Annotated in this window: 25 protein-coding genes; 22 read left to right on the top strand and 3 right to left on the bottom strand. The window is 66.1% G+C overall.

All coding sequences use genetic code 11. The annotated features are described in order from the left end of the window. The first annotated feature begins 51 nt into the window (after positions 1 to 51). The 5 genes from dacB to G6N08_RS07555 all read left to right on the top strand — a co-directional run bounded on the left by dacB (position 52) and on the right by G6N08_RS07555 (position 4664). Positions 52 to 1437 carry a D-alanyl-D-alanine carboxypeptidase/D-alanyl-D-alanine endopeptidase gene (dacB, locus tag G6N08_RS07535; protein ID WP_163755722.1) on the top strand — a complete coding sequence of 462 codons (1386 nt, stop codon included), beginning with the start codon at positions 52 to 54 and terminating at the stop codon, positions 1435 to 1437. Beyond that, positions 1434 to 2495, top strand: a complete 1062-nt coding sequence (locus G6N08_RS07540; RefSeq protein WP_163755724.1) for an Rv3626c family coenzyme F420 biosynthesis-associated protein — start codon at positions 1434 to 1436, stop codon at positions 2493 to 2495. Before dacB ends, G6N08_RS07540 begins: the two co-directional genes overlap by 4 nt. Continuing rightward, entirely contained in the window at positions 2474 to 3436 is a 963-nt protein-coding gene (gene tilS / locus G6N08_RS07545) for a tRNA lysidine(34) synthetase TilS (protein ID WP_163755727.1), read from the top strand. The genes G6N08_RS07540 and tilS overlap by 22 nt, the downstream gene beginning before the upstream one ends. A gap of 10 nt (positions 3437 to 3446) precedes the next feature. Then, positions 3447 to 4073, top strand: a complete 627-nt coding sequence (hpt, locus tag G6N08_RS07550; protein ID WP_163755729.1) for a hypoxanthine phosphoribosyltransferase — start codon at positions 3447 to 3449, stop codon at positions 4071 to 4073. A gap of 219 nt (positions 4074 to 4292) precedes the next feature. After that, positions 4293 to 4664: an ArsR/SmtB family transcription factor gene (locus G6N08_RS07555; protein ID WP_163755731.1), complete on the top strand. Its 372-nt coding sequence runs from the start codon at positions 4293 to 4295 to the stop codon at positions 4662 to 4664. A gap of 151 nt (positions 4665 to 4815) precedes the next feature. Here the strand turns inward: G6N08_RS07555 and G6N08_RS07560 are convergent, their stop codons facing one another. Genes G6N08_RS07560 through G6N08_RS07570 form a run of 3 tightly spaced genes read right to left on the bottom strand, consistent with a single transcriptional unit; the run spans position 4816 to position 7996 of the window. Continuing rightward, complete coding sequence (locus G6N08_RS07560) at positions 4816 to 5838, bottom strand: zinc-binding dehydrogenase (protein WP_163755733.1); 1023 nt, start codon at positions 5836 to 5838, stop codon at positions 4816 to 4818. Next, positions 5838 to 7031 carry an LLM class flavin-dependent oxidoreductase gene (locus tag G6N08_RS07565; RefSeq protein ID WP_163755735.1) on the bottom strand — a complete coding sequence of 398 codons (1194 nt, stop codon included), beginning with the start codon at positions 7029 to 7031 and terminating at the stop codon, positions 5838 to 5840. Before G6N08_RS07565 ends, G6N08_RS07560 begins: the two co-directional genes overlap by 1 nt. Further along, positions 7028 to 7996, bottom strand: a complete 969-nt coding sequence (locus G6N08_RS07570; protein WP_163755737.1) for an alpha/beta fold hydrolase — start codon at positions 7994 to 7996, stop codon at positions 7028 to 7030. Before G6N08_RS07570 ends, G6N08_RS07565 begins: the two co-directional genes overlap by 4 nt. Positions 7997 to 8259: 263 nt before the next feature. Between G6N08_RS07570 and ftsH the strand changes: the two genes are divergently transcribed. The 17 genes from ftsH to clpC1 all read left to right on the top strand — a co-directional run bounded on the left by ftsH (position 8260) and on the right by clpC1 (position 26354). Beyond that, positions 8260 to 10656 carry an ATP-dependent zinc metalloprotease FtsH gene (ftsH, locus tag G6N08_RS07575; protein ID WP_163755739.1) on the top strand — a complete coding sequence of 799 codons (2397 nt, stop codon included), beginning with the start codon at positions 8260 to 8262 and terminating at the stop codon, positions 10654 to 10656. 14 nt (positions 10657 to 10670) lie between these two features. Beyond that, positions 10671 to 11279, top strand: coding sequence for a GTP cyclohydrolase I FolE (folE, locus tag G6N08_RS07580; RefSeq protein WP_163755741.1), 609 nt, complete (start codon positions 10671 to 10673; stop codon positions 11277 to 11279). Beyond that, the gene (gene folP, locus G6N08_RS07585) at positions 11276 to 12106 is read left to right on the top strand and encodes a dihydropteroate synthase (protein WP_163755743.1); all 831 of its coding nucleotides are present in this window, start codon (positions 11276 to 11278) and stop codon (positions 12104 to 12106) included. Before folE ends, folP begins: the two co-directional genes overlap by 4 nt. After that, the gene (gene folB, locus G6N08_RS07590) at positions 12099 to 12500 is read left to right on the top strand and encodes a dihydroneopterin aldolase (RefSeq protein WP_163755745.1); all 402 of its coding nucleotides are present in this window, start codon (positions 12099 to 12101) and stop codon (positions 12498 to 12500) included. The genes folP and folB overlap by 8 nt, the downstream gene beginning before the upstream one ends. Next, entirely contained in the window at positions 12497 to 13075 is a 579-nt protein-coding gene (gene folK / locus G6N08_RS07595) for a 2-amino-4-hydroxy-6-hydroxymethyldihydropteridine diphosphokinase (RefSeq protein WP_163755748.1), read from the top strand. Before folB ends, folK begins: the two co-directional genes overlap by 4 nt. Beyond that, positions 13053 to 13529, top strand: a complete 477-nt coding sequence (locus G6N08_RS07600) for a DUF3180 domain-containing protein (RefSeq protein ID WP_163755750.1) — start codon at positions 13053 to 13055, stop codon at positions 13527 to 13529. Before folK ends, G6N08_RS07600 begins: the two co-directional genes overlap by 23 nt. A 285-nt stretch (positions 13530 to 13814) precedes the next feature. Further along, positions 13815 to 15335, top strand: a complete 1521-nt coding sequence (locus tag G6N08_RS07605) for a DUF6779 domain-containing protein (protein WP_163755752.1) — start codon at positions 13815 to 13817, stop codon at positions 15333 to 15335. Positions 15336 to 15465: 130 nt separating this feature from the next. Next, complete coding sequence (locus G6N08_RS07610; protein ID WP_163755754.1) at positions 15466 to 16359, top strand: Rossmann-like and DUF2520 domain-containing protein; 894 nt, start codon at positions 15466 to 15468, stop codon at positions 16357 to 16359. Further along, the gene (panC, locus tag G6N08_RS07615; protein ID WP_163755756.1) at positions 16356 to 17303 is read left to right on the top strand and encodes a pantoate--beta-alanine ligase; all 948 of its coding nucleotides are present in this window, start codon (positions 16356 to 16358) and stop codon (positions 17301 to 17303) included. The genes G6N08_RS07610 and panC overlap by 4 nt, the downstream gene beginning before the upstream one ends. Further along, positions 17303 to 17722: an aspartate 1-decarboxylase gene (panD, locus tag G6N08_RS07620; RefSeq protein ID WP_163755758.1), complete on the top strand. Its 420-nt coding sequence runs from the start codon at positions 17303 to 17305 to the stop codon at positions 17720 to 17722. The genes panC and panD overlap by 1 nt, the downstream gene beginning before the upstream one ends. A 2-nt stretch (positions 17723 to 17724) precedes the next feature. Continuing rightward, on the top strand, positions 17725 to 18540 hold the full coding sequence (locus G6N08_RS07625) for a type III pantothenate kinase (protein WP_163755760.1): 816 nt from the start codon (positions 17725 to 17727) through the stop codon (positions 18538 to 18540). A gap of 190 nt (positions 18541 to 18730) precedes the next feature. Continuing rightward, positions 18731 to 19354 carry a TetR/AcrR family transcriptional regulator gene (locus tag G6N08_RS07630; protein ID WP_163755762.1) on the top strand — a complete coding sequence of 208 codons (624 nt, stop codon included), beginning with the start codon at positions 18731 to 18733 and terminating at the stop codon, positions 19352 to 19354. Then, on the top strand, positions 19351 to 19818 hold the full coding sequence (locus G6N08_RS07635) for an SRPBCC family protein (RefSeq protein ID WP_163755764.1): 468 nt from the start codon (positions 19351 to 19353) through the stop codon (positions 19816 to 19818). The genes G6N08_RS07630 and G6N08_RS07635 overlap by 4 nt, the downstream gene beginning before the upstream one ends. A gap of 17 nt (positions 19819 to 19835) precedes the next feature. After that, the gene (locus G6N08_RS07640; protein WP_163755766.1) at positions 19836 to 21227 is read left to right on the top strand and encodes a flavin monoamine oxidase family protein; all 1392 of its coding nucleotides are present in this window, start codon (positions 19836 to 19838) and stop codon (positions 21225 to 21227) included. Between the two features lie 186 nt (positions 21228 to 21413). Continuing rightward, a complete protein-coding gene (gene lysS / locus G6N08_RS07645) occupies positions 21414 to 22913 on the top strand; it encodes a lysine--tRNA ligase (RefSeq protein WP_163755768.1) in 1500 nt (499 codons plus the stop codon). Positions 22914 to 23026: 113 nt separating this feature from the next. Next, the gene (lsr2, locus tag G6N08_RS07650) at positions 23027 to 23365 is read left to right on the top strand and encodes a histone-like nucleoid-structuring protein Lsr2 (protein ID WP_163755771.1); all 339 of its coding nucleotides are present in this window, start codon (positions 23027 to 23029) and stop codon (positions 23363 to 23365) included. Positions 23366 to 23801: 436 nt separating this feature from the next. Beyond that, positions 23802 to 26354: an ATP-dependent protease ATP-binding subunit ClpC gene (clpC1, locus tag G6N08_RS07655; RefSeq protein WP_163755773.1), complete on the top strand. Its 2553-nt coding sequence runs from the start codon at positions 23802 to 23804 to the stop codon at positions 26352 to 26354. Positions 26355 to 26400 lie beyond the last annotated feature (46 nt).

The raw sequence follows: 26400 nt of genomic DNA on the forward strand, positions 1-26400 counted from the left end.
CGTCGGTCCCGGATCGGTTCGGCAAAATGGGAGCAAAGAGGCAGGAGAGTCATGTGTCCCAGGCGGTGGCGACGATCTACCCACGTCATCGGGGTAGCCGTGTCGGCGGTGGTCGCTGCCGCGGTGGTGGCAGCAGCCTTCCTCACCGCTGGTGACCACGGGACTAAGCACACGCGGATCGCGCCGGAGCCACATGCGGCCACCGCCGCCCCGGGAGTGGTGCCTGTCACAGCCACCGCCCCGGTACCGACCGAGGAGGGGCTGGCGACAACGCTGGCAGCTCACCTTGCTGATCCGAATCTGGGCAGGTTGGGGGGGCGGGTTAGCGACGCACTCACCGGCAAACAGCTCTGGCAGCAGCAATCCGATATGCCGATGCAGCCGGCGTCGACGAACAAGGTTCTCACCGCGGCCGCAGCGTTATTGACACTGGACCGCGAAGCCCGTGTCACCACCCGGGTCGTAGCCGCCGATCAGGCGCGCCAGCCGGGGGTCGTCGTGCTGGTCGGCGGCGGTGATCCGACGCTGTCGGCGGCGCCGCCGGATCAGGCCAGCTGGTATCCGGGTGCGGCGCGGATCAGTGACCTGGCCGACCAGGTTCGCCGAAGTGGGATTCGGCCGACGGCCGTTCAGGTGGATACCTCGGCATTTAGCGGCCCGACGATGGCGCCCGGCTGGGATCCGGCAGATATCGACGGCGGCGACGTCGCCCCAATCGAGTCGGTGATGCTCGACGGCGGGCGTATCCAGCCGGCGACCGTGGACTCGACCCGGTCGCACACTCCGGCATTGGACGCGGGCCGCGCCCTCGCCATCGCGCTTGGGGTCGACCCCGCGACGGTGCGCACTGGTGTCGCGCCAGCCGCGGCCCGCGAGCTGGCAGCGGTGCATTCGGCGCCGCTGATCGAGCGGTTGGGCCAGATGATGAGTGTGTCCGATAACGTGATGGCGGAATGCATCGGACGTGAGGTGGCAGCAGCTATGCATCGGCCGCGAAGCTTCGCCGGAGCGGTCGATGCGGTGATCAGCCGGTTGACCACCGCACACATCGACACCACCGGCGCCGCACTGGTAGATTCCAGCGGATTGTCGGTCGATAACCGCCTAACGGCAAAGACCCTTGATGAGGTTATGCAGGCGGCGGCTGGGCCGGGGCAGCCGGCGCTGCGGCCGCTGCTGGATCTGCTGCCGGTTGCGGGGGGCAGCGGCACGCTCTCGGACCGCTTCCTGGAGCCGGGGAGCAACGGTGATGCTGCAGGGTGGTTGCGCGCCAAGACTGGCTCGCTGACCGGGATCAACGCCTTGGCCGGGGTGGTGACCGACAGCAGCGGGCGGGTACTGACCTTTGCTTTTATCTCCAACGACGCCGGTCCGACCGGTCGCGCGGCGCTCGACGCCCTGGCCGCCCGGCTGCGGACATGCGGGTGCGTAGCATGACCGCGCCGGCCGAACTAACCATCGGACGCGCAGTTGATTGGCGCTTCGCCGCAACCGTCGGGGAACGGCTGGCCCGCCCAGGTCCGCCGGCCACTGAATACACCCGGCGCAAAGTCATCGACGACCTCACCAGCGCCGCCAAAGCGGCGGAGCCGCTGGTGCGCGAGGTGACTGGGCTGGATACCGGCGGTGACGCGCCGGAGGCACGTGTGGTTGACCGGCCGGAGTGGATCCGCTCTGCGGCCGAGTCGATGCGGGTGATGACCGGGGGGACCGAAAAGCCACGAGGATTTCTCACGGGCCGGGTGGCTGGTGCGCAGACCGGTGCGGTGTTGGCGTTCGTGGCGTCGGGCATCCTTGGCCAATATGACCCTTTCGGCGCCGGAGAACGAGGCTGCCTCCTACTGGTGTATCCCAATGTCATCGCCGTCGAACGTCAATTGCGGGTCGAGCCCTCTGACTTCCGGTTGTGGGTATGCCTTCATGAGGTGACCCACCGCGTGCAGTTCACCGCCAGTCCGTGGTTGTCCGGCTACATGTCGCAGGCGCTCGGTGTGCTGACCCACGACAGCGGCGAAGACATCATGCGGGTAGTCAGGCGGTTCGCCGATTTCGTCCGTGGCCGTGGCGAGTTCGGAAACTCACGAGACGACCCGAGCGCCAGCAGCTCCGGGATATTGGGTTTGCTGCGTGCTGTGCAATCCGAATCGCAGCGCGAAGCATTGGATCACCTGTTGGCGCTGGGCACGTTGCTGGAGGGTCATGCCGATTACGTGATGGACGCCGTGGGGCCGATGGTGGTGCCGTCGGTAGCGACCATCCGTCGCCGCTTCGACGACCGGCGTCACCGCAAGCAACCACCGCTGCAGCGGCTGCTGCGCGTCGTACTCGGTATTGACGCGAAGATCAGCCAGTACACCCGCGGCAAGGCATTCGTCGATTACGTGGTCAGCCGCGTCGGGATGGAGCGGTTCAACACCGTCTGGTCAGGCCCGGCGGCATTGCCGCTGCCCGCTGAGATCGCAGACCCGCAACGATGGATCGATCGGGTGCTGTAGCGCAGCTGCACGCGGCTGTCGACTCGTTCGCAAACGCGTATCTCGCCACCGCCGCGCGGTGGTGCGTCGCCCTGTCCGCGGGTCCGGACTCGTTGGCGCTCACGGCAGTTGCCGCGCCGCTGCGGCCCACCACCGCGCTCATCGTCGACCACGGGCTGCAAGCCGGCTCGGCCGAAGTCGCCGAAACCGCTCGGTTACAGGCTGTCGCGTTGGGATGTGTTGAGGCCCAGGTGCTTTGCGTTCAAGTTGGTGGGCGGGGTGGTGTGGAGGCGGCGGCGCGCGCAGCGCGCTATGCCGCGCTGGATGCGGCCCGCAACGACGCCCCGGTGCTGTTGGCCCACACACTCGACGACCAAGCCGAAACGGTGTTGCTGGGTCTGGGCCGCGGTTCGGGCGCCCGCTCGATCGCCGGTATGCGCCCGTATGATCCGCCGTGGTGCCGCCCGTTGCTGGGTGTGCGACGCAGCGTGACCCATGCCGCGTGCGAAGAATTGGGGTTGGTGCCATGGCGGGACCCGCACAACAGTGACCGCCGCTTCACCCGGGCCCGGCTGCGCCAGGAGGTCCTGCCGCTGCTGGAGGACGTGCTCGGCGGCGGGGTCGCCGAGGCGCTCGCGCGCACTGCGACGGCATTGCGCGAAGACACCGAACTGCTTGACACGCTCGCCGCCCAACAGCTGGAAGCGGCGATGACTGCCGAGGGGCTCAACGTCCGCGCGCTGGTGGAACTGCCCGCTCCGGTTCGCCGGCGGGTCATCCGAAGCTGGCTATTGGCCCGCGGCGCTACCGGGTTGACCGACAAGCAGATCCGGGGTGTGGACGCGCTGGTGACCGCCTGGCGCGGTCAAGGCGGGATAGCTGTCGGATCCCCGTTGCGGGGCCAGCGGCTGGTCGTGGGACGCCGTGACGGCGTGCTGAGTCTGCGCGCCGAGCCGGTTTGACCATTAACCGATGCCCTGCTTGGTCGTGGGACCGTTGGCATGGCACGCTGTGGTCGTGGCAGCACACTCGGGCGAGCTGTATCCCGGCGACATCAAATCGGTGCTGCTGACCGAGGAGCAGATCCAGGCGCGGGTCGGTGAACTTGGTGCGCACATCGGTATGGATTACCGCGGGATATCCGCGGCGGGCGGCCAGGATTTGCTGCTGATCACCGTGCTCAAGGGCGCGGTGATGTTCTGCACCGATCTCGCCCGCGCTATTCCGTTGCCCACCCAGTTTGAGTTCATGGCCGTCGCCTCCTACGGATCCTCGACGTCCTCGTCGGGCGTGGTGCGCATCCTCAAGGACCTCGACCGCGACATCAACGACCGCGATGCGCTGATCGTCGAAGACGTCGTCGACTCCGGGCTGACGCTGTCTTGGCTGTTGCGCAATCTGGCCACCCGGCGTCCGCGCTCGCTGCGAGTGTGCACGCTGCTGCGAAAGCCCGATGCGCTGCGCGCGAATGTCGACATTGCCTATGTGGGCTTTGACATTCCCAATGAGTTCGTCGTCGGTTACGGCCTGGACTACGATGAGCGCTACCGCGACCTTCCGTATATCGGCACCCTGGATCCACGCGTCTACCAGGACTAGGCGGGCCGCTCCGGCTCCCAGACCACGGTCGCCGGAGGAGTTTTCTGATCCGTTAGGGTTGCGCTGCAATACGTTTCCGAACCCGTGCGGAAGCCAGCGGGACCGGGAGCCTGGGGTGGTGCCCGCGCGCGCCGCGGTAGTGGCCAGGTGAGCTCGGGCGAGCCGGTCGAATCCCGCAATGGATCGATATTCGTCGATGCATATGGCAGAATCGGGGTTATGGAGGGCGGTCCGGCCACACTCAATCCGCTTGCCGCTGATCTTTCGGTGTGCTGCGGCACAATCACCGGTGGTGTCCTCGACAGCGCCGCCGCCGAGCGACTGGCCGGGATGCTCAAAGCGCTCGCGGAGCCGGCACGACTGCGGCTGTTGTCGTTGATTGCCGCGCATGCCAATGCTGAGGCCTGCGTCTGTGATCTGACCGCTCCCGTGGGGCTGTCCCAACCCACTGTGTCACACCACCTCAAGACCCTCGTCGACGCTGGCTTGATCGAACGTGAGCAGCGCGGCAAATGGGCCTACTACCGTCTTGTACCGGGAGCGTTGGACGCGTTGGCCGGCATCTTGACCAGCACCGCTCGCCGCCGCTGAGATCGCTTCACACACCGGGCGGGTCAGCAATGCGTGTGGTAAGAAGGCCTGAGACGCGCCAGGGGTGCCCGCTGTTAAGCAATGCGCTACATGTCGGTGGGCTGTTTCAGCGCACCACCGCTCGGGCGGGAGCACACCTGCGGCACCGAGCTTAGGGTGTGACCAAAATCTTGCAGTGCTGTTCGGGATCGGCCAGCGCGTCGAAGGCGGCGCCAATCTCGTCGAGGCCCACCTCGGCGGTGATGAGCGGGCCGACGTCGATGTCGCCTTCTGCGATCGCGCGCAGCGATTGAGCGAACTCGTCCGGAGAGTAGGCGAGTACGAACTGAACGGTGATTTCTTTGGCGATCGCGAAAAACGGGTGCACGGTATCGGGTTCCATGCACACCCCGACCACGACCAGACGCGTGCCCGGCCGGGCGCGGCGCAGCACGTCGTCGATGATGCCTGGTGTGCCCACCGCCTCGAACACCACGGCTGGGGTAACGGTGTCGAACGGTGAAGTGCGCGCGGGATCGACTGCTTGATGCGCACCCATTATGATCGCGAGATCACGGCGCTTCTGTGAAAAATCCGCTGCTACAATGGTTTCTACATTCCGTGTTTGCAGCGCTGCAATGATGGCCATACCGATTGGTCCACAGCCCAGTACCAGTGCCGCTTCACCCGGGCCGATACCCGACTTGTTGACCGCGTGCAGCCCCACCGCCATCGGTTCGGTCAAAGCCGCGTACCGCGGGTCCAATCCATCCGGAATCGGCAGTAGCAGCGGCGCGGAGAGCAGCATCCGTTCCGCGTAGCCGCCAACAGTGCTGTTGGAATAGACGATCGGTTCCACGCCTTTGTCCGACAGCAGTACCGGGATCGACGTCACGAGCGTGCCGGGCGGATGGGTCTGCGTGCCAGGCCCTGCATAAAGCACCTCGGCGCTGAACTCGTGACCCATGAACACATCCCGGTTTAGGTCGACACCCGTTCCGCCGGCGCCCATGCCGCCGAGCCCGCCCTCGGCGCTCAGCGCCAGCACTTCGCCTCCATGCTTGACGAAATGCAAGTCCGAGCCGCAGATTCCACAGGACCGCACTGCCACCAGCACCTGGCCCGGCCCGGGCACCGGCTCGGGCACATCGTCGCGATACACCATCTGCCCGGCACGCAACACCGCGGCGCGCATCAGCGCTGCTCGCTTTCCAGCTTCAGTTCGTCGGTGTGTTCACTGATGGCTTTCACCACCGCCTCACCGGCGCGACCCAGCAGTTGCTCGCGCATGCCCGCGGCCCATTCATGTGATGCTCGTGGCGCCTCCAGCTGTCCTTTGAAATGCGGTATCACCTTGCGGGCGAACAGCTCATAGCAGTGGTACGTGGCTGCCGGCGGTGCCCAGTCATGGCCGAGCATCAAGAACGTGCCGAACCCGCCTGACCGGTCGAGCAGATCCTGGATGTAGCCGATCGCGTCGTCGGGTGTACCGATGCAGCAATTGCCTTTGGCGGCATACTCTTCGACAAACTCTCGGGGCGACTGGGTGCCCTCAACGAGGTTGGCCAGCGGTACGAACCCGGCGGCACCGAAGTACTTGGCGAAGTCTTGCAGCCCGTAGGCGCAGTCATCGATGGCCTGCTCGCGGCTGTCGGCTAGATGGATGATCCCGAGCACGCGCCAACCGGCACGGTCGGGTTCGTCGTGGCCGGCCTTGGCGGCTTGCTCACAGACCACATCCCAGGCATTTTCCAGCGCCGCGTAGCCGCCGGGCACCGACATCGACAGCGACAACAGCGATGTGCCAAGTCGACCGGCCAGCCGTGGTCCTGACGGAGAAATCATTGCGGCCGTGGCTATTTCAGGATACGGCCAGGTGTAGGGCCGAATGTGCAACTGCGCGTCGCGCAGGGTGAACCAGTCGGAGTGGCGGTTGATCCGCTCGCCGGGCGCGGCGCGGAACAGCGCAAGGATTGCCTCCAGGGACTCTTGCATCATCCGGCGTTGCTCAACCGGGTCGATGCCCATCATGTAGGCATCCGACGGCAACGCGCCGGGACCGGTGCCGAACATCACCCGCCCGCGGGTCAGGTGATCCAGCAGTACCCAGCGGTCGGCGACCATCAGCGGGTGGTGATAGGGCAGCGAGACCACCCCGGTGCCCAGCCGGATGTGCTTGGTCCGCTCCGCCGCGGCCGCGATGAACACCTCCGGACAGGCGATCAGCTCGTAGCCGCCGGAGTGGTGTTCGCCGAACCATGCTTCGTCGAAGCCTAACCGGTCCAGCGCGACAACCCGCTCCAAGTCGTATTCCAGTGCCACTGTGGGAGATTGGCCGGTGGGATGAAACGGTGTGATGAACACGCCGAAACGCAGTGGTCCATTCATCGCAACTCCAATCCGTGGAGGAAATCCAGCAGGGCCGCGTTGACGTCGTCGGGCCTTTCTTGCTGCAGCCAGTGTCCGGCGCCCTCGATCATTACCTCGCGGTACGGGCCGGTGAGCACCTCACGCGCCCGGTCGCGACGCGTGAAAACCAGCACGGGGTCGGCTGTTCCCGCGACGAACAAAGCGGGCACCGCGGTGGTGGCACCGGCGAGGTGGGCGGTGGTCTCCCAGTTGCGGTCGAAATTGCGGTACCAGTTCAATCCGCCGGTGAACCCGGTGCGGGCGAACTCGGCAACGTAATAGTCAAGCTCGGCCTGGCTGATCCAGTCGGGCAGGGCGGCGGGTTCGGGGAGCCGGTCAAGAAAGCCCGCCGGGCCGGGGTCCAGCATCCGGGCCGCCGCGCCCTCGTCACCGGGTGGGCGCAGGCCGCCGATCATGCGCCGCATCGTGCGGGCCGGGTCACTGTCGAGCTCGGCGTCGGCAACACCGGGCTGCTGGAAATAGAGAACGTAGAAGAAGTTCTCGCCGAACGTCCGGCGGAAGGCCTGCGTCGGCGGCACGTGTGCACGTGGCAACGGCGGCACGCTCAACCCCGCCACCGCCGCGACCCGGTCGGGGTGCAGCAGCGGCGCGTTCCACGCCACGACGGCGCCCCAGTCATGGCCGACCCAGACCGCACGCCCAGCGCCGATATCATCGAGCAGGCCGACAATATCGGCGGTCAGTGCATGGATGTCGTATGCTTCGATGGCCTCCGGACGCGATGATCCGCCGTAGCCGCGCTGGTCGGGGGCCAGCACATGGTAGCCCGAGTCGGCGAGTGCGGGTATCTGATGTCTCCAGGAATAGGCCAGTTCCGGGAAGCCATGGGCCAGTACCACCACCGGAGCTCCCCGCTCGCCGGCCTCGAACACCCGCAGCCGCACACCGTTGGTGTCAACTAACCGCTGGGTCGATGCGTGCACCGTCTCACCAAAGCACAGCGGCGGCGGGCAGAGAAGGGGTTCATCCCGCGTATTCTCGCGTGTTCTCGGGTGCCCGATCGCCCTGTGCGCGAGCGTGCGCGGTTGGACACTGCCAGCGGCGTGTCGCCGCACAGACACGCACCCTCGCGGCTGGGGTGCCCCGGGCACGGCTGGGAACCGCCGTTCGTTGACCAAGCGGTAGCCTGAACTATTCCAGCAGCATGCAATCGGGGAAGGATATGGCCGGGCACGGCCGATAATGGATGAACCGGAAAAACGTGATCCGCACACTCACGGCGATTGCCGTCGTGTTGCTGCTCGGCTGGTCGTTCTTCTATTTCAGCGACGACACTCGCGGGTACAAGCCTGTTGACACCTCCGTGGCGGTGGCCCAGATCAAAAGTGACAACGTCAAAAGCGCACAGATCGACGACCGGGAACAACAGCTGCGGCTGACGCTGAAACAGGGGAACGCCGCTACTGACGGTTCCGATAAGGTCATCACCAAATATCCCAGCGGGTACGCCGTTCCCCTGTTCGATGCGCTGAGCAGCAAGAACGCCCAGGTCAGCACCGTCGTCAACCAGGGCAACATCCTGGGGTCGCTGCTCATCTACGTGCTGCCGCTGCTGCTGCTGGTCGGCCTGTTCTTCATGTTTTCCCGCATGCAGGGCGGAGCACGGATGGGTTTCGGCTTCGGCAAGTCACGCGCCAAACTGCTGTCCAAGGACATGCCGAAGACCACTTTCGCCGACGTTGCGGGTGTCGACGAGGCGGTCGAGGAGCTCTACGAGATCAAAGATTTCCTGTCCAACCCCGCCCGGTATCAGGCGCTGGGCGCCAAGATCCCCAAGGGTGTGCTGCTCTACGGCCCGCCCGGGACCGGTAAAACATTGCTGGCGCGGGCCGTCGCCGGTGAAGCGGGTGTGCCGTTTTTCACGATCTCGGGGTCGGACTTTGTCGAGATGTTCGTCGGCGTCGGCGCATCCCGGGTGCGTGACCTGTTTGAACAGGCCAAGCAGAACAGCCCCTGCATCATCTTCGTTGACGAGATCGACGCCGTGGGCCGGCAGCGCGGAGCCGGCCTGGGGGGTGGCCACGACGAGCGTGAGCAGACGCTCAACCAGCTGCTGGTCGAGATGGACGGGTTCGATCCGCGAGCCGGTGTCATCCTGATCGCGGCCACCAACCGGCCCGACATCCTCGATCCGGCGCTGCTTCGGCCCGGGCGGTTCGACCGCCAGATCCCCGTGTCCAACCCGGATCTCAATGGCCGCAAGGCGATCCTGCATGTGCACGCGAAGGGCAAGCCGATGGCCCCCGACGCCGATCTGGATGGCCTGGCCAAACGCACGGTCGGGATGTCGGGTGCCGACCTGGCCAACGTCATCAACGAGGCGGCGCTGCTGACCGCGCGGGAGAACGGCACTGTCATTACCGCCGCTGCTCTGGAAGAGGCTGTGGACCGGGTGATCGGCGGACCGCGCCGCAAGGGGCGGGTGATCAGCGAACTGGAAAAGAAAATCACCGCCTACCACGAGGGCGGCCACACGCTGGCGGCGTGGGCAATGCCAGATATCGAGCCGATCTACAAGGTGACGATCCTGGCGCGCGGGCGTACCGGCGGACACGCAGTGGCGGTCCCGGAAGAAGACAAGGGGCTGCGCACCCGGTCGGAGATGATCGCGCAGCTGGTCTTCGCAATGGGTGGGCGCGCTGCCGAGGAATTGGTGTTCCGTGAGCCGACCACCGGCGCGGTATCCGATATCGAGAAGGCCACCCAGGTCGCACGCGCGATGGTCACCGAGTTCGGGATGAGTTCCAAGCTCGGCGCCGTCAAATACGGGACCGAACACGGTGATCCGTTCCTGGGCCGGACGATGGGCACACAGCCGGACTACTCGCATGAGGTTGCGCGCGAAATCGACGAGGAGGTCCGAAAACTCATCGAGGCAGCGCACACCGAGGCCTGGGAGATTCTCACCGAATACCGAGACGTGCTCGACACCCTGGCCGCTGAGCTGCTCGAAAAAGAAACCTTGCACCGTCCCGAGCTGGAGTCGATTTTCGCCAACGTCGAGAAGCGGCCCCGACTGACCATGTTCGACGACTTCGGTGGTCGCATCCCGTCGGACAAACCGCCTATCAAGACGCCCGGCGAACTGGCAAAAGAACGTGGAGAGCCGTGGCCCCCGCCGGTGCCCGAGCCTGCGTTCAAGGCCGCGATCGCGCAGGCGAGCCGCGACGCCCAGGCGACGCAGACGGACCGTGACCGAGCTAACAGCGGCGCCAACGGTTCTCACCATGCTCCGGCCGCCCAGGGGTTCGGTGGGGGCGACGGTGTTCCGCCGCGGCACCCTACTCAGCCCGATTACGGCGCGCCGCCCGGTTGGCGTGCGCCCGGGTGGCCGCCGCAACAGCCGCCGACCTACTGGTATCCGCCGCCGCAGCCGCCGTATCGCCAACAGCCGGTGCACAACTATCCCGGTCAGTATCCCGGTCAGTATCCCGGTCACTATCCCGGCCAACAACCAGGCTCGCCGTATCCCTCGTATCCGCCGCCGCAACAGGCCGCATCCGAGGGCAAGTCACCTGGCCAGGAGGTATCCGGGCGGTGGGGTGAGGACCCGAATCGGCCCAACCCGCCGGCCCACGGTTGACGAACGGAGGCGTCATGGCGCAGCCGAATTCCCGTCCAGTCAAACTGCGTACACCGGTGTTCAATCAGGCGCGGTGTGAGGCGGCGATCCGCGAGTTGCTGTTGGCGATCGGTGAGGACCCAGACCGGCACGGCCTGGAAGACACCCCGGCTCGGGTCGCGCGCACATTCCGTGAGATGTTCGCCGGGCTCTACACCGATCCAGACACCGTGCTAGAAACCACATTCGACGAACAGCACGACGAGTTGGTGCTGGTCAAGGAGATCCCGCTGTACTCCACGTGTGAGCACCACCTGGTGTCGTTTCACGGTGTGGCCCACGTGGGCTACATTCCCGGCCATGACGGTCGGGTGACTGGGCTCTCGAAGATCGCGCGGCTGGTCGACCTGTACGCCAAGCGGCCACAGGTCCAGGAAAGGCTCACCGCGCAGATCGCCGACGCCCTCATGCGCAAACTTGATCCACGGGGGGTGATCGTCGTGATCGAGGCCGAACACCTGTGCATGTCAATGCGCGGTGTGCGAAAACCTGGGGCGGTGACCACGACATCAGCGGTGCGAGGTCTTTTCAAGACCAACCCGTCGTCTCGAGCCGAAGCGCTCGAACTTATTTTGCGCAAGTGAGCCCGACACGCGTTATCGGGGTGGTCAACGTCACCGACGACTCGTTCTCGGATGGCGGGCGGTATCTGGACGCTGACCGCGCTGTCGAACACGGCCTGGCATTGACCGCGGAAGGCGCAGCCATCATCGACGTCGGGGGTGCCTCAACCCGGCCCGGCGCCATCAGGGTGGACCCGCAAGTCGAAACAGCGCGGGTGATTCCGGTTGTCAAACAACTTGCAGCGCAAGGCGTTACCGTCAGTATTGACACCATGCACTCGAGTGTGGCGCGTGCGGCGCTGGAGAACGGCGCGCACATCGTCAACGACGTGTCGGGGGGACGTGCCGATCCGGGGATGGCACCGCTGCTGGCCGAGGCGGGTGTGCCGTGGGTGTTGATGCACTGGCGACCCCTCTCCGCCGACCAGCCACATCAGGTACCGCACTATCGCGATGTGGTGGCCGAGGTGCGCGCTGAGTTGCTTGCCAGTGTCGACGACGCGGTTACCGCAGGTGTCGATCCAGCAAAGCTGGTGATTGATCCAGGTCTGGGATTCGCCAAGACAGCACAGCATAACTGGGCGCTGCTGCACGCATTGCCCCGGTTGGTCTCAACCGGTGTACCGGTGCTCGTCGGCGCATCGCGAAAACGGTTCCTCGGTACGCTGCTGGCCGGGCCGCGAGGTGACGTACGGCCGCCCGATGAACGTGAGACCGCGACGGCGGTGATCTCCGCGTTAGCTGCCCTGCATGGGGTTTGGGGTGTGCGGGTGCACAACGTGCGGGCCTCGGTTGACGCGCTGAAGGTGGTCGACGCCTGGACACAAGCGGGAACAGGTGATGGCTGACCGGATCGAGTTGCGGGGCTTGGCGGTTCGTGGTTATCACGGAGCTTACGACCACGAGCGTGCCAGCGGGCAGGATTTCGTCGTGGACATCACCGTGTGGATGGACTTGGCCGGCGCCGCCGCGAGTGACAAGCTGTGTGACACGTATGACTATGGCGTGCTGGCCCAGCGGGCGGCCGATATTGTCGCCGGGCCGGCGCGCAACCTCATCGAAACTGTCGCCGCTGAGATCGCGGACGACGTGATGAACGATGAGCGGGTGGATGCGGTCGAAGTGGTGGTTCACAAACCACAGGCCCCGATCCGGCAGACCTTCTCCGATGTGGCGGTGGTGGTTCGGCGGTCACGCCGCGGTGGCCGCGGATCGGTGATCCCCGCGGGGGGAACACCATGACGCGGGTGGTGCTGTCCATCGGCTCCAACCTGGGTGATCGCCTCGCCCGTCTGCAGTCGGTGGTCGACGGGCTGGGCGGTACGGTCCAGGCAGCCTCGCCGGTCTATGAGACGGACCCGTGGGGTGGTATCGACCAGGGGCGTTTTCTCAACGCGGTGCTGATCGCCGACGACCCGGGGCTTGACGGGCTGGGCTGGTTGCGCAGGGTCCAGGCGCTAGAGCAGGTGGCGGACCGGGTGCGCGGCCAGCGCTGGGGCCCACGCACCCTGGACGTGGACCTGGTCACCTGCCACGACGGTGAGACCGAGTTGGTCTCTCGCGAGAACGGGCTGACGCTGCCGCACCCGTTGGCCCACCTTCGGGCCTTCGTGCTGGTCCCCTGGCTTGCCGTCGACCCGAGCGCCGAGCTGACCGCGGCCGGACAACGGCGCCCTGTCGCCGGGTGGCTCGCTGACCTGGAACCTGCCGACCGCGCCGGTGTGCGATGGACGGGGTTAGCGCTGAGCTTGCCGCGCCCGCCCCACACCGCGTCGATTCGACACCGGGAAGCCAATGGGACCGACCCGCAAGCGTGACCTGACGGCCGGCGTGGCCAGCGCCGCGGTGGTCGGTTATCTGCTTGTCGTGCTGTTATATCGCTGGTTTCCGCCGATCACGGTGTGGACGGGGTTGTCGCTGCTTGCGATCGCCGTTGCCGAAGCGGTGTGGGGGCGCTACGTGAGGGCGAAGATTCAGGCTGGTGAGATCGGCGACGGGCCGGGGTGGCTGCACCCGCTCGCAGTGGCGCGCAGCGTGATGGTCGCCAAGGCGTCAGCGTGGGTTGGTGCTGTGGTGCTGGGGTGGTGGGTGGGCGTTCTCGCCTTCTTGTTACCCCGCCGTTCAGCGATGCGGGTCGCCGGCGAAGACACCACCGGCACGATGGTCGCCGCCGCCAGCGCTTTGGCTCTGGTGATTGCGGCCCTGTGGCTCCAGCATTGCTGCAAATCGCCGTATGACCCGACCGAGCACCCTGAGGGCGGGGACAACTAGCCCCATCCGCTTCGAGCCGCACCCGTTGTGCCGGCCGCTGGACCGGCATCACCCGGCGACGATGCGCACCCGCCGTTGCGCGGACAATCCGGGGCCGCCAATCCCCGGCAATGATATCGGAACAGAGCCCGCGCCGGCGGATCGACGGGGCCGCGGGCAGTTAGCTGGGCCGGCCGGGTGTGCGGGCCGGGCAATGAGCGGAGGAGGTGACCGGCAATCGGCCGGAGCGAGAATCGCCGAACCGGGGCGACACGCACGGCGACCTCGGCCCGGTACAGTCGGGCCATGACCGTTCTGTCCCGCGGCGCTCGTGTCCGGCGCGGCGGCCGCAGGCCGGGTTGGCTGCTGTTGACGACGTTGCTGGTCCTTGCTATCGGGGCCAGTTCGGCGCTGGTTTTCACCAATCGGGTGGAACTTCTCAAACTCGCGGTGATCCTGGCTCTGTGGGCCGCCGTCGTCGCTGCGTTCGTGTCGGTGATCTATCGGCGGCAAAGTGAGGTGGATCAGGCGCGGGTGCGTGATCTGAAATTGGTGTACGACCTGCAATTGGACCGGGAGATCGCGGCGCGTCGCGAGTATGAGCTGACCGTGGAATCGCAGCTTCGCCGCGAACTGGCTTCTGAGCTGCGCGCCCAGGCCGCCGATGAGGTGGCGGCGCTGCGGGCCGAGCTGGCCGCATTACGAACCAACTTGGAAATTTTCTTCGACACCGAGCTGACGCACCGCCCGGCGCTGGAGACAGAGCGCACCGCGGTGTCCAGTTACGCCGACTGGACGCCCGAGGGCCAGACCAGATCGGGTGAGTGGGTCTCCAGCAATCGCGTCACGGTGGCGCCGACTGACGAGAGCACACGCCAAGCTGAGGAAAGCGCGATCATCGACGTACCCGAGGAGCCGCTGGCACCGCCTCGGCAAACCACGGCCGACACCGAGGTTTCAGCACATCGATATGGTGCTGAAGACATTCGCCCCGAAGCTTACCCAGCCGGTGGAACCTCGCGGTTTGCGAACGCCTCGTACGGAACCCACTGGCGGCAGGCCGAACACGGCAAACCGCATCCCGAGGAGTGGCGGCAGGGCGAGGACAGCAATTGGCGTGCGGAGGGACGCTATCAGCCGCAACAGCCTCGCAGGTCCCGGCACGAGGCGGCGCCACCACAACCCGAACCGCGTTTCGATGCGCGCCACCAGCCGCCCTATCCACAACCTGATCGCCAGCGCCCGTCGTGGTCCACCGGACTCGCCGAGACCCCACCGGCCCCGGAGCCCCGGCCCGGCGCGGCTGAAGGGCAGTGGGCCGCGCCCGGGACACCGGGCAGCAGTTGGGTTGCCACTCACGTCGACAATGTTGTCGGCACCGCCGACACGGCGAATGGGTCAACAGCCGTGAGCGGGCCTTCCTCTGCTGGTGCTCCACCCGAGCCGCAGCGCGGCCGGCACGCCAGCCTGGAAGAACCCGGCGTCACCCGAGCCCGCGAAGCCGAGCCCAGCTGGCAATACGGAGCCGCGGGTGGGCGTCCGCAGCCGCGTCATTCCACGGAATACGAGGGCGACCGCACCGGAATGGGAGTCCCCACCACGCCGGAGTGGGCGTCTTTTTCGTCACCGTCTGCGGCATCGACCGGGCCAGCGCCCGAGGCGGCTTCTCCGAGGACCGCAACCTCAGCGTCAGCGGCCCGCCACCGGAGTGCGGATTCGGTGGCGGAGGGCAATACGCACAGCGGAGGTCAATCGGTGGCGGAGCTGCTTGCGCGGCTGCAGGCTGAACCGAGTGCAGGTGGCCGGCGTCGCCGCCGCGACCCGTGAGCACCGGTATCCCGGTGCGGGGCGGGGTCGCCCGGCGAGGAGCGTCGTCGCCGGGGTAGAGTCGTGGCGACCGTCTGGTACCCGCAGCGCGGGACTGGAACGTGCGAGCTGACTTGTGAGGTCGTCTGCGATGCTGCAGTTCGACGGTTTGCGCCCGGCCAGGCTCAAAGTGGGGATCATCTCGGCTGGCCGGGTGGGTACCGCGTTGGGTGTTGCGTTGGAACGTGCCGACCATGTCGTGGTGGCATGCAGCGCCATCTCGGACACGTCGTTACGGCTTGCCCGGGACAGACTGCCCGACACGCCGATTTTGCCGGTAGCCGATGTCGCGCACAGCGCGGAGCTGTTGCTGCTCGCTGTTCCCGACACCGAACTTGCCGCACTGGCCTCTGGTCTGGCGGCCACGTCCGCGGTGCGGGCGGGGACGATCGTGGCGCATACGTCGGGTACCAATGGGATCAGCGTGCTTGCGCCGCTGGCCGGGCACGGGTGTGTCCCGCTGGCTCTCCACCCGGCGATGACATTCACCGGTTCCGACGAGGACATCACCCGGCTGCCGGACACCTGCTTCGGGATCACCGCCGCCGACGAGGTCGGCTACGCGATCGCGCAAGCGCTGGTTCTGGAGATAGGCGGGGAGCCATTCCGGGTCCGCGAGGAAGCCCGCATGCTCTACCACGCCGCATTGGCTCATGCGGGCAACCACATCGTCGCCGTGCTCGCCGACGCGCTGGAAGCGCTGCGCTCCGCTTGCGACGGAGAGTTTTTCGGTGACCTGCCGATCGGGCTCGCTGAACGTATCCTCGGGCCGTTGGCACGGGCGGCGCTGGAAAACACGCTCCGGCACGGACAGGACGCTCTGACCGGACCGGTCGCACGCGGTGACGCGGCGGCGGTCGCCGGGCATCTGGCTGCGCTGGCGAAGCTCGACCCGCAGCTGGCGCAGGCCTATCGGTCGAACGCGTTGCGGACCGCACAGCGCGCTCACGCACCCGACGAGATCTTCGAGGTGCTGGCCGGATGAGCGGCAAACCGCCTCCGGCATTTGCCGCCGGCGAACTCAACGTCTATTCGGCGCCGCGCGATGTTGCTGACGTCAGCCGGGCGCTGCGGCACACGGGACGCCGGGTGATGTTGGTGCCGACCATGGGCGCGCTGCACGACGGGCATCTGGCCCTGGTCCGTGCCGCCAAACGGGTGCCCGGGTCGGTGGTCGTGGTCTCGATATTCGTCAACCCGCTGCAATTCGGCGCCGACGAAGATCTCGACACCTATCCGCGCACTCTCGAGGATGATCTGGCCTTGCTGCGTGATGCGGGTGTCGAGATCGTGTTCACTCCCAGTGTCGCGGCGATGTATCCGGACGGTGTGCGCACCGCCGTGCACCCCGGTCCGCTCGCCTCCGAACTTGAGGGTGCTGCCCGGCCGACTCATTTCGCCGGCATGCTGACCGTCGTGCTCAAGCTGCTGCAGATCGTGCGGCCCGACCGGGTGTTCTTCGGCGAGAAGGACTATCAGCAGCTGGTCCTGGTCCGGCAGATGGTCGCCGACTTCAACATCGATGTGCAGGTCGTCGCGGTGCCGATCGTGCGGGATCCCGACGGGCTGGCCATGTCATCACGTAACCGCTACCTAGACGCGGCGCAGCGACAAGCCGCCTCGGCGCTGTCGGCGGCGTTATTGGCCGGCAGACGGGCGGCATCGGCTGGAGCCGATGCCGCCGTCGACGCGGCGCGTGCCGTACTCGACGCCGTGCCCGCGATCGAGGTCGACTATGTGCAGGTCCGTGACACCGCGCTGGGGCCTGCACCGGCCAACGGTCCTGCCCGGCTGCTGGTAGCAGCCAGGCTGGGAAACACCAGGCTTTTGGACAATGCCGCCATCGAAATCGGAATCCTCGCCGGCGCCGATGCGAAAACGCCGGTCGGCTCGGGTAAGCGGATCCATGAATCACCCTGGAGGAATTGATGTTACGGACGATGCTGAAATCAAAGATCCACCGTGCCACCGTCACCCAGGCCGATCTGCACTACGTCGGCTCGGTGACTATCGACGCCGACCTGATGGATGCTGCCGACCTGCTGGAGGGCGAGCAGGTGACTGTCGTCGACATCGACAACGGTGCCCGGCTTGTCACCTACGCGATCACCGGTGAGCGGGGCAGCGGAGTGATCGGGATCAACGGCGCTGCAGCGCATCTCGTCCACCCCGGTGATTTGGTGATCCTGCTCGCCTACGGGACCATGGAAGAGGCGGAGGCCCGCTCCCACCAACCGCGGATCGTGTTCGTCGACGCCCGCAACAAGCCGGTTGACCTGGGCCACGACCCGGCTTTGGCTCCCGCCGGCGCCGCCGAGCTGATCTCATCCCGGATGAGTGCGGGGTAACTGTGTTACTGGCGATCGACGTCCGCAACACCCACACTGTCGTGGGGCTGCTCGCCGGATCGAAAGAGCACGCAAAAGTCGTCCAGCAGTGGCGGATCCGCACCGAATCCGAGGTCACCGCCGACGAACTGGCGCTGACCATCGACGGGTTGATCGGGGAGGATTCCGAGCAGCTCACCGGCGCGGCGGCCCTGTCCACCGTTCCGTCGGTGCTGCACGAGGTGCGGATCATGCTCGACCAGTACTGGCCGTCGGTGCCGCGTGTGCTCATCGAACCCGGTGTGCGTACCGGCATCCCGCTGCTGGTTGATAACCCGAAAGAGGTTGGTGCCGACCGGATCGTCAACTGCCTGGCAGCTTTTCATAAATTCGGCACGGCCACCATCGTCGTCGACTTCGGTTCCTCGATCTGTGTCGACGTGGTGTCGGCCAAAGGGGAATTTCTCGGCGGCGCTATCGCGCCGGGAGTGCAGGTATCCTCCGACGCCGCCGCGGCCCGTTCGGCGGCGTTGCGGCGGGTGGAGCTGGCCCGGCCGCGTTCGGTGGTGGGCAAAAACACCGTCGAGTGCATGCAGGCGGGTGCGGTGTTCGGCTTCGCCGGACTGGTTGATGGCCTGGTGCAACGCATCCGGAACGATGTCGACGGATTCGCCGGCGACGATGTCACGGTAGTGGCCACCGGGCACACCGCGCCGCTGCTGCTGCCCGAACTGCACACCGTCGACCACTATGACCAGCATTTAACCCTGCACGGCCTGCGGCTGGTGTTCGAACGCAACCGCGACAGCCAGCGCGGCCGGCTCAAGACAGCTCGCTGACGATCCGCATTTCGGTGGTGTCGTTGCCAGCCGGAGATCTGCCCGGTTGCGTGCTGTCACAGGCTCGACGCAGAAGACGCAACTCGGGGCGTGCGCCGGCCGGGTAGGCGAGTGGCCGGGACATGATGCCGCGGCGGAAACACGACCGGAACCCTTGCGACACGCACCGAACCAGTATTAGATTGACCTAATGGTGTTAGGAGAACCGATTGGCGATCGGAGGCACCGGCGGCATCGGGCCACCAGGCAGGAGATCGTGGACGCGGCCTGGGATGCGGCACGGGAGAAAGGATTGGCCGGGCTCACCTTGAGTGACGTGGCGGCCCGGGTCGGGATGCGGGTGCCGTCGCTGTATTCGTACTTCGCCTGCAAAAACGAGATCTATGACGCGATGTTCGCCCAGGGCAACGAGGAATTCCTCGAGTTCATCACCCGACGACGTGCCCAGCTGCCGCGCCGTCCCCGCGACCTGGTCAGGGGAGCGTTTCGCATCTTCTTCGACTTCTGCACCGCCGACCCGGTGCGCTACCAGCTGCTGTTCCAGCGCACCATCCCGGGGTTCGTCCCGTCGGAGTCGTCCTACGCCAAGGCAATCGAGGTGTTCGACGTCTTTCGCCGCCAACTCGCCGACGCCGGGCTGACCGGCGACCAAGCCGACGAGGATCTGCTCACTGCGCTGAGCTCCGGGCTGGTCGACCAGCAGATCGCCAACGACCCGGGCGGCGAGCGGTGGGGCCGGCTGCTCGATGAGGCGGCCGACATGGCCTATGACCACCTGATCAGAAAACGGCGCAAACAACGGAGGTCATCATGACAAGTGCTCGCCGCGGGGAAGTGACACTGCATATGGACGCCCCACCCCAGAAGATCTGGGAGGTCTTGGCCGACGTCGAGCGGATGGGCGAATGGAGCCCGGAGTGTTACCGGGTGCGCTGGTTGGGCGGCGCCGGTTCGCCGGCGAAAGTGGGCGCCCGCTTCAAAGGGTCGAACCGATGGCGCTGGATGCGCTGGTCGATGACGTGTGAGGTGATGACGGCCGATCCCGGACGGGAACTGTCGTGGGTGACGATCCGAGGCGGGAAGCCGATCGTCCGCTGGACTTACCGGCTGCAGCCGGCCAACGGCGGCACCGACGTCACCGAGTCGTTCGAGGCGCTGCGCTGGCCACTCGATGTCCGGGTTGCCGAGGACTACCTCATGCGTGGCCGCAACGAACAGCGCGCCCGGGCGATGCGCACCACGCTTGAGCGCATCAGGGCGGCCGTGGAAAGCGCTTAAGCCTGTGGGAGGCGCACATGCCACAACGCGACGTCGACGTGGTGGTGGTCGGAGCCGGGATCGCGGGGCTGGTGGCTGCCCGCGACGTGATGCGCGGTGGTTTTGACGTCGTGGTTTTGGAGGCGCGTGAGCGCGTCGGTGGCCGGGTGCTCAACGCGGAGCTCCCCGACGGCGCCCCCATCGAGGTCGGCGGGGCCTGGGTGGGTCCGGGACAAACCGAGATCCTCGATCTGATCGCGGATTTGGGGCTCTCGCTGTCCCCAACCCACGCCGAGGGCCGAAAGGTGCTCGACTTCAATGGCCGGACGCTCAGGTATACCGGGCGCATCCCACGGTTGAATCCGGTGGTGCTGGCCGACATCGGCTACGGATCGTGGCGGCTGGGCCGCCTGACCCGCACCCTGCCGCCACCCGGGGGCATGGTCGACACTCGCGCCGCAGCGCTGGATGCGCAGACCTTTGCCGCCTGGCTTTACCGCCACCTGCGCACCCGCGGCGGGCGCGAGTTCCTGCGGTTCGTCACCAGGGCGGTCTTCACCACCGAACCCGAAGACCTCTCCGCGCTGTGGGCGTGTTCCTACCTCGGCGCCAACCAGGGGCTGGGGGCGTTCCTCACCATCGAGGGTGGGGTGCTGCAGAACCGCATCGTCGGCGGCTCGCAGCAGATCGCTCTGATCCTGGCGGCACAACTCGGCGACAGGGTCAGGTTGAACTGCCCGGTCACCGAGGTGGAGTGGGATGACGACAGCGCCAGGATCCGCCTGCCGGAATCGGCGACCCTCTCCGCGCGGCGGGCCATCATCGCGGTGCCGCCGATACTGAGCGGCCGAATCCGCTACGCGCCTCCGTTGCCCGCCGATCGCGACCAGCTGATCCAACGGATGCCCATGGGGCGGGTGATCAAGACCAACGTCATCTACGATGAGCCGTTCTGGCGCCGTGATGGTTTCAGCGGCCAGGCCAACAGCGACCGGCGGACCGCGGCCACCGTGCTGGACAACACGCCTGCCGCAGGAGCACCCGGCGTCCTGGCCGTCTTCACCGAGGGACGACGGGCGGACTTGGTGAGCCGGCTGCCGCAATCCGACCGCCGCCAGCAGGTGCTGACCGATCTGGCCGCCTACTTCGGGCCAGCAGCTAAAGATCCCATTGCCTATATCGAACTCGATTGGGCGGCAGAGCAATACACTCGTGGGTGCTACGGTGCGTTCACCACACCCTCGGCCCTGACCCGGTTCGGCCCGGCGCTGCGCGCGCCGGTCGGACCCCTGCATTGGGCAGGCAGTGAAACGGCGCGGCGCTGGACTTGCTCGATGAACGGCGCGGTCGAATCGGGTCACCGCGCCGCCCGGGAGGTCACCGAGGCGCTTAACGCGGCGCAGAAGCCCCCGACGACGCAGTCGGCGTAGGCGTCCCCTGTCCGGAGGAGAAAAATCCGACCCGCCGGATCGGACAACTCGCGTTCGCCGATGGCTCCTGCCGAGAAAACCGCGACCGGCCGGCCCGCGGCGAAACGGCAGAGCGGGGGGTCCGAACCGACCGGCCCGCTGCCGTATCGGCAGGTGCTCGCGCGGTTTGATTTAAGCTGGCACGTCGTGAGCGCGGCCGATGCAGACATCCCCGAGCAGTTCCGTATTCGCCGGGACAAGCGGGCTCGCCTGTTGGCCGAGGGACACGACCCTTACCCGGCTCACGTGCCCCGCACCCACACCCTGGCCGAGATCCGCGCCGCCTACCCGGACCTGCCGAGGGACTCCGCGACCGGGGACATCGTCGGCGTCGCGGGGCGGGTGATGTTTCTGCGTGACTCGGGCAAGTTGTGCTTTGCCACGCTCCAAGACGGCGACGGCACCCAGCTTCAGGTGATGATCAGCCTCGCGAAAGTGGGCCAGGAAGCGCTGGACGGGTGGAAAGCCGACGTCGATATCGGCGATATCGTCTACGCCCACGGTGAGGTGATCAGCTCACGCCGCGGAGAGCTATCGGTGCTTGCCGATTCCTGGCAGATGGCGTCGAAGTCGCTGCGGCCGTTGCCGGTCGCGCACAAGGAAATGAGCGAAGAGTCGCGGGTGCGGCAACGCTATGTCGACTTGATCGTGCGGCCCCAGGCGCGGGCAGTGGCCCGTCAGCGAATTGCCGTCGTGCATGCGATCCGAGCCGGTCTGGAGCGCCGCGGGTTTGTCGAGGTCGAGACGCCGATGTTGCAGACTCTGGCCGGCGGCGCCGCAGCACGACCGTTCATCACGTACTCTAATGCCCTCGATATCGATCTGTACCTGCGGATCGCCCCGGAACTGTTCTTGAAGCGCTGCGTGGTGGGCGGGTTCGACAAGGTCTTCGAACTTAATCGAGTGTTCCGAAACGAAGGAGCCGATTCCACACATTCTCCGGAATTTTCCATGCTGGAGACCTACCAGACGTATGCGACCTATGACGATTCGGCGGTCGTCATACGAGAGCTTATTCAAGAGGTGGCCGACGAGGCGTTCGGGACCAGACAACTGCAGCGGCCTGATGGCGGCGTCTATGACATCGACGGAGAATGGGGGTCGATACAAATGTATCCGTCGCTGTCGGCCGCGCTCGGTGAAGAGATCACGCCCGACACGACTGTTGAACACTTGCTTAACGTTGCCGACCGGCTCAATGTGGAGATTCCTGCGGAGCGCGGTCACGGACATGGCAAGCTCGTCGAAGAACTGTGGGAACATCTGGTCGGCAAGCACCTGTCAGCACCCACCTTCGTTCGGGATTTTCCCGTGGAGACAACCCCGCTGACCCGTCAGCATCGCCATATTCCCGGTGTCACCGAGAAGTGGGACCTGTATCTGGCAGGTGTCGAACTGGCCACTGGATACTCGGAATTGATCGACCCCGTGGTCCAGCGGGAGCGATTCGTTGCCCAGGCTCGCGCAGCTGCCGCCGGCGACGAGGAAGCAATGGTGCTTGACGAAGATTTTCTGGCAGCCCTGGAGTACGCGATGCCACCGTGCACCGGAACCGGAATGGGGATCGATCGCTTGTTGATGGCGTTGACTGGCCTGTCAATTAGGGAGACAGTTTTGTTCCCGATTGTTCGGCCGCTCAGCAACTGAACTGCTGCGGTAGTGACGGGCGGTGATGGGATTGAATATGCCGCGTTCTTATGGCAGGTTAGTTGATGGGGAATCAATCCAACTTGCACAGGAAGCAGCGTGAGGGTGAGCAAATGGCGAAGAAAGTGACCGTTACCCTGATCGATGATTTCGACGGTGAGGCCGCTGCCGATGAAACGGTGGAATTCGGCCTGGACGGGGTGACCTATGAGATTGATCTTTCCACCAAGAATGCCGCGAAACTGCGTAACGAGATGAGCAAATGGGTGGAAGCCGGGCGCCGGGTGGGCGGTCGGCGGCGAGGGCGGTCCGGCTCGGCCCGCAGCCGGGGGGCGATGGACCGCGAGCAGAGTGCGGCGATTAGGGAATGGGCTCGTCGTAACGGGCACAACGTGTCAACCCGCGGCCGGATACCCGCCGACATCATCGAGGCTTTCCACGCGGCGAACTAGTGGGGAGCCGGGCGTTGGGCCCGATCAACCGCTTCCTGCCGGATTCGATTGCCCGGCTCGGCCAGGGGTCTAACCGCCCGGCTCCCACCTGATTCATTGCCCGGCTCCCCTGCGTCGCTTCCAGGACACGTCTGCGGCATACCTGGCCGCCGGATGGTGCCGCGACGATGCGCGACGCCCTGGCGGGTGCCACTGTGCGGCGGCCGTATTAAGGGCAGGTTCAGCGCCTTTCGCTGGTGGCGAACTGATCAGCGGTTATTTGGGAAACATTCAGCATTTTCCGGCGTTGCATTTGTTGCGTCCGTGTTTCACCGGCGGAAGTGTGCGCCGGTATGGACCGCAAGGTTAGGAACCTCGGGCAGCGGCCGATTACAGTGGATAGCAGGTACGCGATGCCACCGCTGTACCGATGGTGAGGGAGAGCAGGTAACCACCGATGTTTGAGAGATTTACCGACCGTGCCCGCAGGGTCGTCGTCCTGGCGCAAGAAGAGGCCCGGATGCTCAACCACAACTACATCGGCACTGAGCACATCCTGCTGGGGTTGATTCACGAAGGCGAAGGCGTGGCCGCCAAGTCGCTGGAGTCGCTGGGCATCTCGCTGGAGGGGGTGCGCAGCCAGGTCGAGGAGATCATCGGCCAGGGCCAGCAGGCGCCGTCCGGGCACATTCCATTCACCCCGCGGGCGAAAAAGGTGCTCGAACTCTCCCTGCGTGAGGCGTTGCAGCTCGGCCACAACTACATCGGCACCGAGCACATCCTGCTCGGCCTGATCCGCGAGGGCGAGGGGGTCGCTGCGCAGGTGCTGGTCAAGCTGGGCGCGGAGCTGACCCGGGTGCGTCAGCAGGTGATCCAGCTGCTGAGTGGCTACCAGGGCAAAGAGACTGCCGAGGCCGGCACCGGGGGCCGCGGCGGCGAATCCGGCAGCCCCTCGACCTCGCTGGTGCTCGACCAGTTCGGCCGCAACCTGACGGCGGCCGCGATGGAGGGCAAGCTGGACCCGGTCATCGGCCGGGAGAAGGAAATCGAGCGGGTCATGCAGGTGCTGTCCCGGCGCACCAAGAACAACCCGGTGCTGATCGGCGAGCCCGGGGTCGGCAAGACCGCGGTCGTCGAGGGCCTGGCGCAGGCCATCGTGCACGGCCAGGTGCCCGAGACGCTGAAGGACAAGCAGCTCTACACCCTGGACCTGGGGTCGCTGGTGGCCGGCAGCCGCTACCGCGGTGATTTCGAGGAGCGCCTGAAAAAGGTGCTCAAGGAGATCAACACCCGCGGCGACATCATCTTGTTCATCGACGAGCTGCACACGCTGGTCGGCGCCGGCGCGGCCGAGGGCGCCATCGACGCGGCGTCGATCCTCAAGCCCAAACTGGCTCGTGGCGAGCTGCAGACGATCGGTGCCACCACGCTCGACGAGTACCGCAAGTACATCGAGAAGGACGCCGCGCTGGAACGCCGCTTCCAGCCGGTGCAGGTGGGCGAGCCGACGGTGGAGCACACCATTGAGATCCTCAAGGGTCTGCGCGATCGCTATGAGGCGCACCACCGGGTGTCGATCACCGATTCGGCGATGGTGGCCGCGGCCACATTAGCCGACCGCTACATTAACGACCGGTTCCTGCCGGATAAGGCGATCGACCTGATCGACGAGGCCGGGGCGCGGATGCGGATTCGCCGGATGACCGCGCCACCGGACCTGCGTGAGTTCGACGAGAAGATCGCCGAAGCGCGCCGGGAGAAGGAGTCCGCGATCGACGCGCAGGACTTCGAGAAGGCCGCCGCGCTGCGGGATCGGGAAAAGCAACTTGTCGCCCAGCGGGCTGAGCGGGAAAAGCAATGGCGCTCAGGTGATCTCGATGTTGTCGCTGAGGTCGATGACGAGCAGATCGCCGAGGTGTTGGGCAACTGGACCGGTATCCCGGTGTTCAAGCTGACCGAGGCCGAGACCACCCGGCTGCTGCGCATGGAAGAGGAGCTGCACAAGCGGATCATTGGCCAGGAGGACGCCGTCAAGGCAGTGTCCAAGGCGATCCGCCGCACCCGCGCCGGGTTAAAGGACCCCAAGCGTCCCTCCGGTTCGTTCATCTTCGCCGGCCCGTCCGGTGTCGGTAAGACTGAGCTGTCCAAGGCGCTGGCGGAGTTCCTGTTCGGCGATGACGACGCGCTCATCCAGATCGACATGGGCGAGTTCCACGATCGGTTCACCGCGTCACGGCTCTTCGGCGCCCCGCCGGGGTATGTCGGTTACGAGGAAGGCGGTCAGCTCACCGAGAAGGTGCGGCGCAAGCCGTTTTCGGTGGTGCTGTTCGACGAGATCGAGAAGGCGCACCAAGAGATCTACAACAGCCTGTTGCAGGTGCTCGAGGACGGTCGGCTCACCGACGGGCAGGGCCGCACAGTGGACTTTAAGAACACGGTCCTGATCTTCACGTCTAATCTCGGTACCGCGGACATCTCCAAGCCGGTTGGGCTGGGCTTCTCCCAGGGCGGCGGCGAGAACGACTACGAGCGGATGAAGCAGAAGGTCAACGACGAGCTGAAGAAACATTTCCGCCCGGAGTTCCTCAACCGCATCGACGACATCATCGTCTTCCACCAGCTGACCCAGGAAGAGATCATCCGGATGGTGGAGTTGATGATCAGCCGGGTGAGCGATCAGCTCAAGAGCAAGGACATGGCGCTGGAGTTGACCGACAAGGCCAAAGCGCTGCTGGCCAAGCGCGGATTTGACCCGGTGCTGGGTGCGCGCCCGCTGCGACGGACCATTCAGCGCGAAATCGAGGACGCTCTGAGTGAGAAGATCCTGTTCGAGGAGGTTGGACCGGGGCAAGTCGTCACCGTCGATGTGGAGAACTGGGACGGTGAGGGCGCTGGTGAAGACGCGGTATTCACATTCACCGGAACTCGCAAGCCGGCTGAGCCCGTCGAGCCGGACCTGGCCAATGTGGGAGTCCACAGCGCGGGCGGCCCCGCGCAGGCCGGCCAATAAACCTCTGCGAGGTGGCCAGTCACTGCAGGTATCGCGAAATCCGCTG

The sequence above is a fragment of the Mycobacterium botniense genome, from assembly GCF_010723305.1.
GTDB lineage: Bacteria > Actinomycetota > Actinomycetes > Mycobacteriales > Mycobacteriaceae > Mycobacterium > Mycobacterium botniense.

Excerpts from the sequence above, each read along its gene's own strand:
- G6N08_RS07635 (WP_163755764.1), top strand. The coding sequence starts at position 19,351 with ATGACAAGTGCTCGCCGCGGGGAAGTGACACTGCATATGGACGCCCCA.
- G6N08_RS07565 (WP_163755735.1), bottom strand. The coding sequence starts at position 7,031 with ATGAATGGACCACTGCGTTTCGGCGTGTTCATCACACCGTTTCATCCC.
- ftsH (WP_163755739.1), top strand. The coding sequence starts at position 8,260 with ATGAACCGGAAAAACGTGATCCGCACACTCACGGCGATTGCCGTCGTG.
- lsr2 (WP_163755771.1), top strand. The coding sequence starts at position 23,027 with ATGGCGAAGAAAGTGACCGTTACCCTGATCGATGATTTCGACGGTGAG.
- G6N08_RS07640 (WP_163755766.1), top strand. The coding sequence starts at position 19,836 with ATGCCACAACGCGACGTCGACGTGGTGGTGGTCGGAGCCGGGATCGCG.
- folK (WP_163755748.1), top strand. The coding sequence starts at position 12,497 with ATGACGCGGGTGGTGCTGTCCATCGGCTCCAACCTGGGTGATCGCCTC.
- tilS (WP_163755727.1), top strand. The coding sequence starts at position 2,474 with ATGGATCGATCGGGTGCTGTAGCGCAGCTGCACGCGGCTGTCGACTCG.
- G6N08_RS07555 (WP_163755731.1), top strand. The coding sequence starts at position 4,293 with ATGGAGGGCGGTCCGGCCACACTCAATCCGCTTGCCGCTGATCTTTCG.
- G6N08_RS07540 (WP_163755724.1), top strand. The coding sequence starts at position 1,434 with ATGACCGCGCCGGCCGAACTAACCATCGGACGCGCAGTTGATTGGCGC.
- G6N08_RS07610 (WP_163755754.1), top strand. The coding sequence starts at position 15,466 with ATGCTGCAGTTCGACGGTTTGCGCCCGGCCAGGCTCAAAGTGGGGATC.
- dacB (WP_163755722.1), top strand. The coding sequence starts at position 52 with ATGTGTCCCAGGCGGTGGCGACGATCTACCCACGTCATCGGGGTAGCC.
- hpt (WP_163755729.1), top strand. The coding sequence starts at position 3,447 with ATGCCCTGCTTGGTCGTGGGACCGTTGGCATGGCACGCTGTGGTCGTG.
- G6N08_RS07600 (WP_163755750.1), top strand. The coding sequence starts at position 13,053 with ATGGGACCGACCCGCAAGCGTGACCTGACGGCCGGCGTGGCCAGCGCC.
- folE (WP_163755741.1), top strand. The coding sequence starts at position 10,671 with ATGGCGCAGCCGAATTCCCGTCCAGTCAAACTGCGTACACCGGTGTTC.
- clpC1 (WP_163755773.1), top strand. The coding sequence starts at position 23,802 with ATGTTTGAGAGATTTACCGACCGTGCCCGCAGGGTCGTCGTCCTGGCG.
- folB (WP_163755745.1), top strand. The coding sequence starts at position 12,099 with ATGGCTGACCGGATCGAGTTGCGGGGCTTGGCGGTTCGTGGTTATCAC.
- panC (WP_163755756.1), top strand. The coding sequence starts at position 16,356 with ATGAGCGGCAAACCGCCTCCGGCATTTGCCGCCGGCGAACTCAACGTC.
- G6N08_RS07630 (WP_163755762.1), top strand. The coding sequence starts at position 18,731 with ATGGTGTTAGGAGAACCGATTGGCGATCGGAGGCACCGGCGGCATCGG.
- panD (WP_163755758.1), top strand. The coding sequence starts at position 17,303 with ATGTTACGGACGATGCTGAAATCAAAGATCCACCGTGCCACCGTCACC.
- G6N08_RS07560 (WP_163755733.1), bottom strand. The coding sequence starts at position 5,838 with ATGCGCGCCGCGGTGTTGCGTGCCGGGCAGATGGTGTATCGCGACGAT.
- G6N08_RS07605 (WP_163755752.1), top strand. The coding sequence starts at position 13,815 with ATGACCGTTCTGTCCCGCGGCGCTCGTGTCCGGCGCGGCGGCCGCAGG.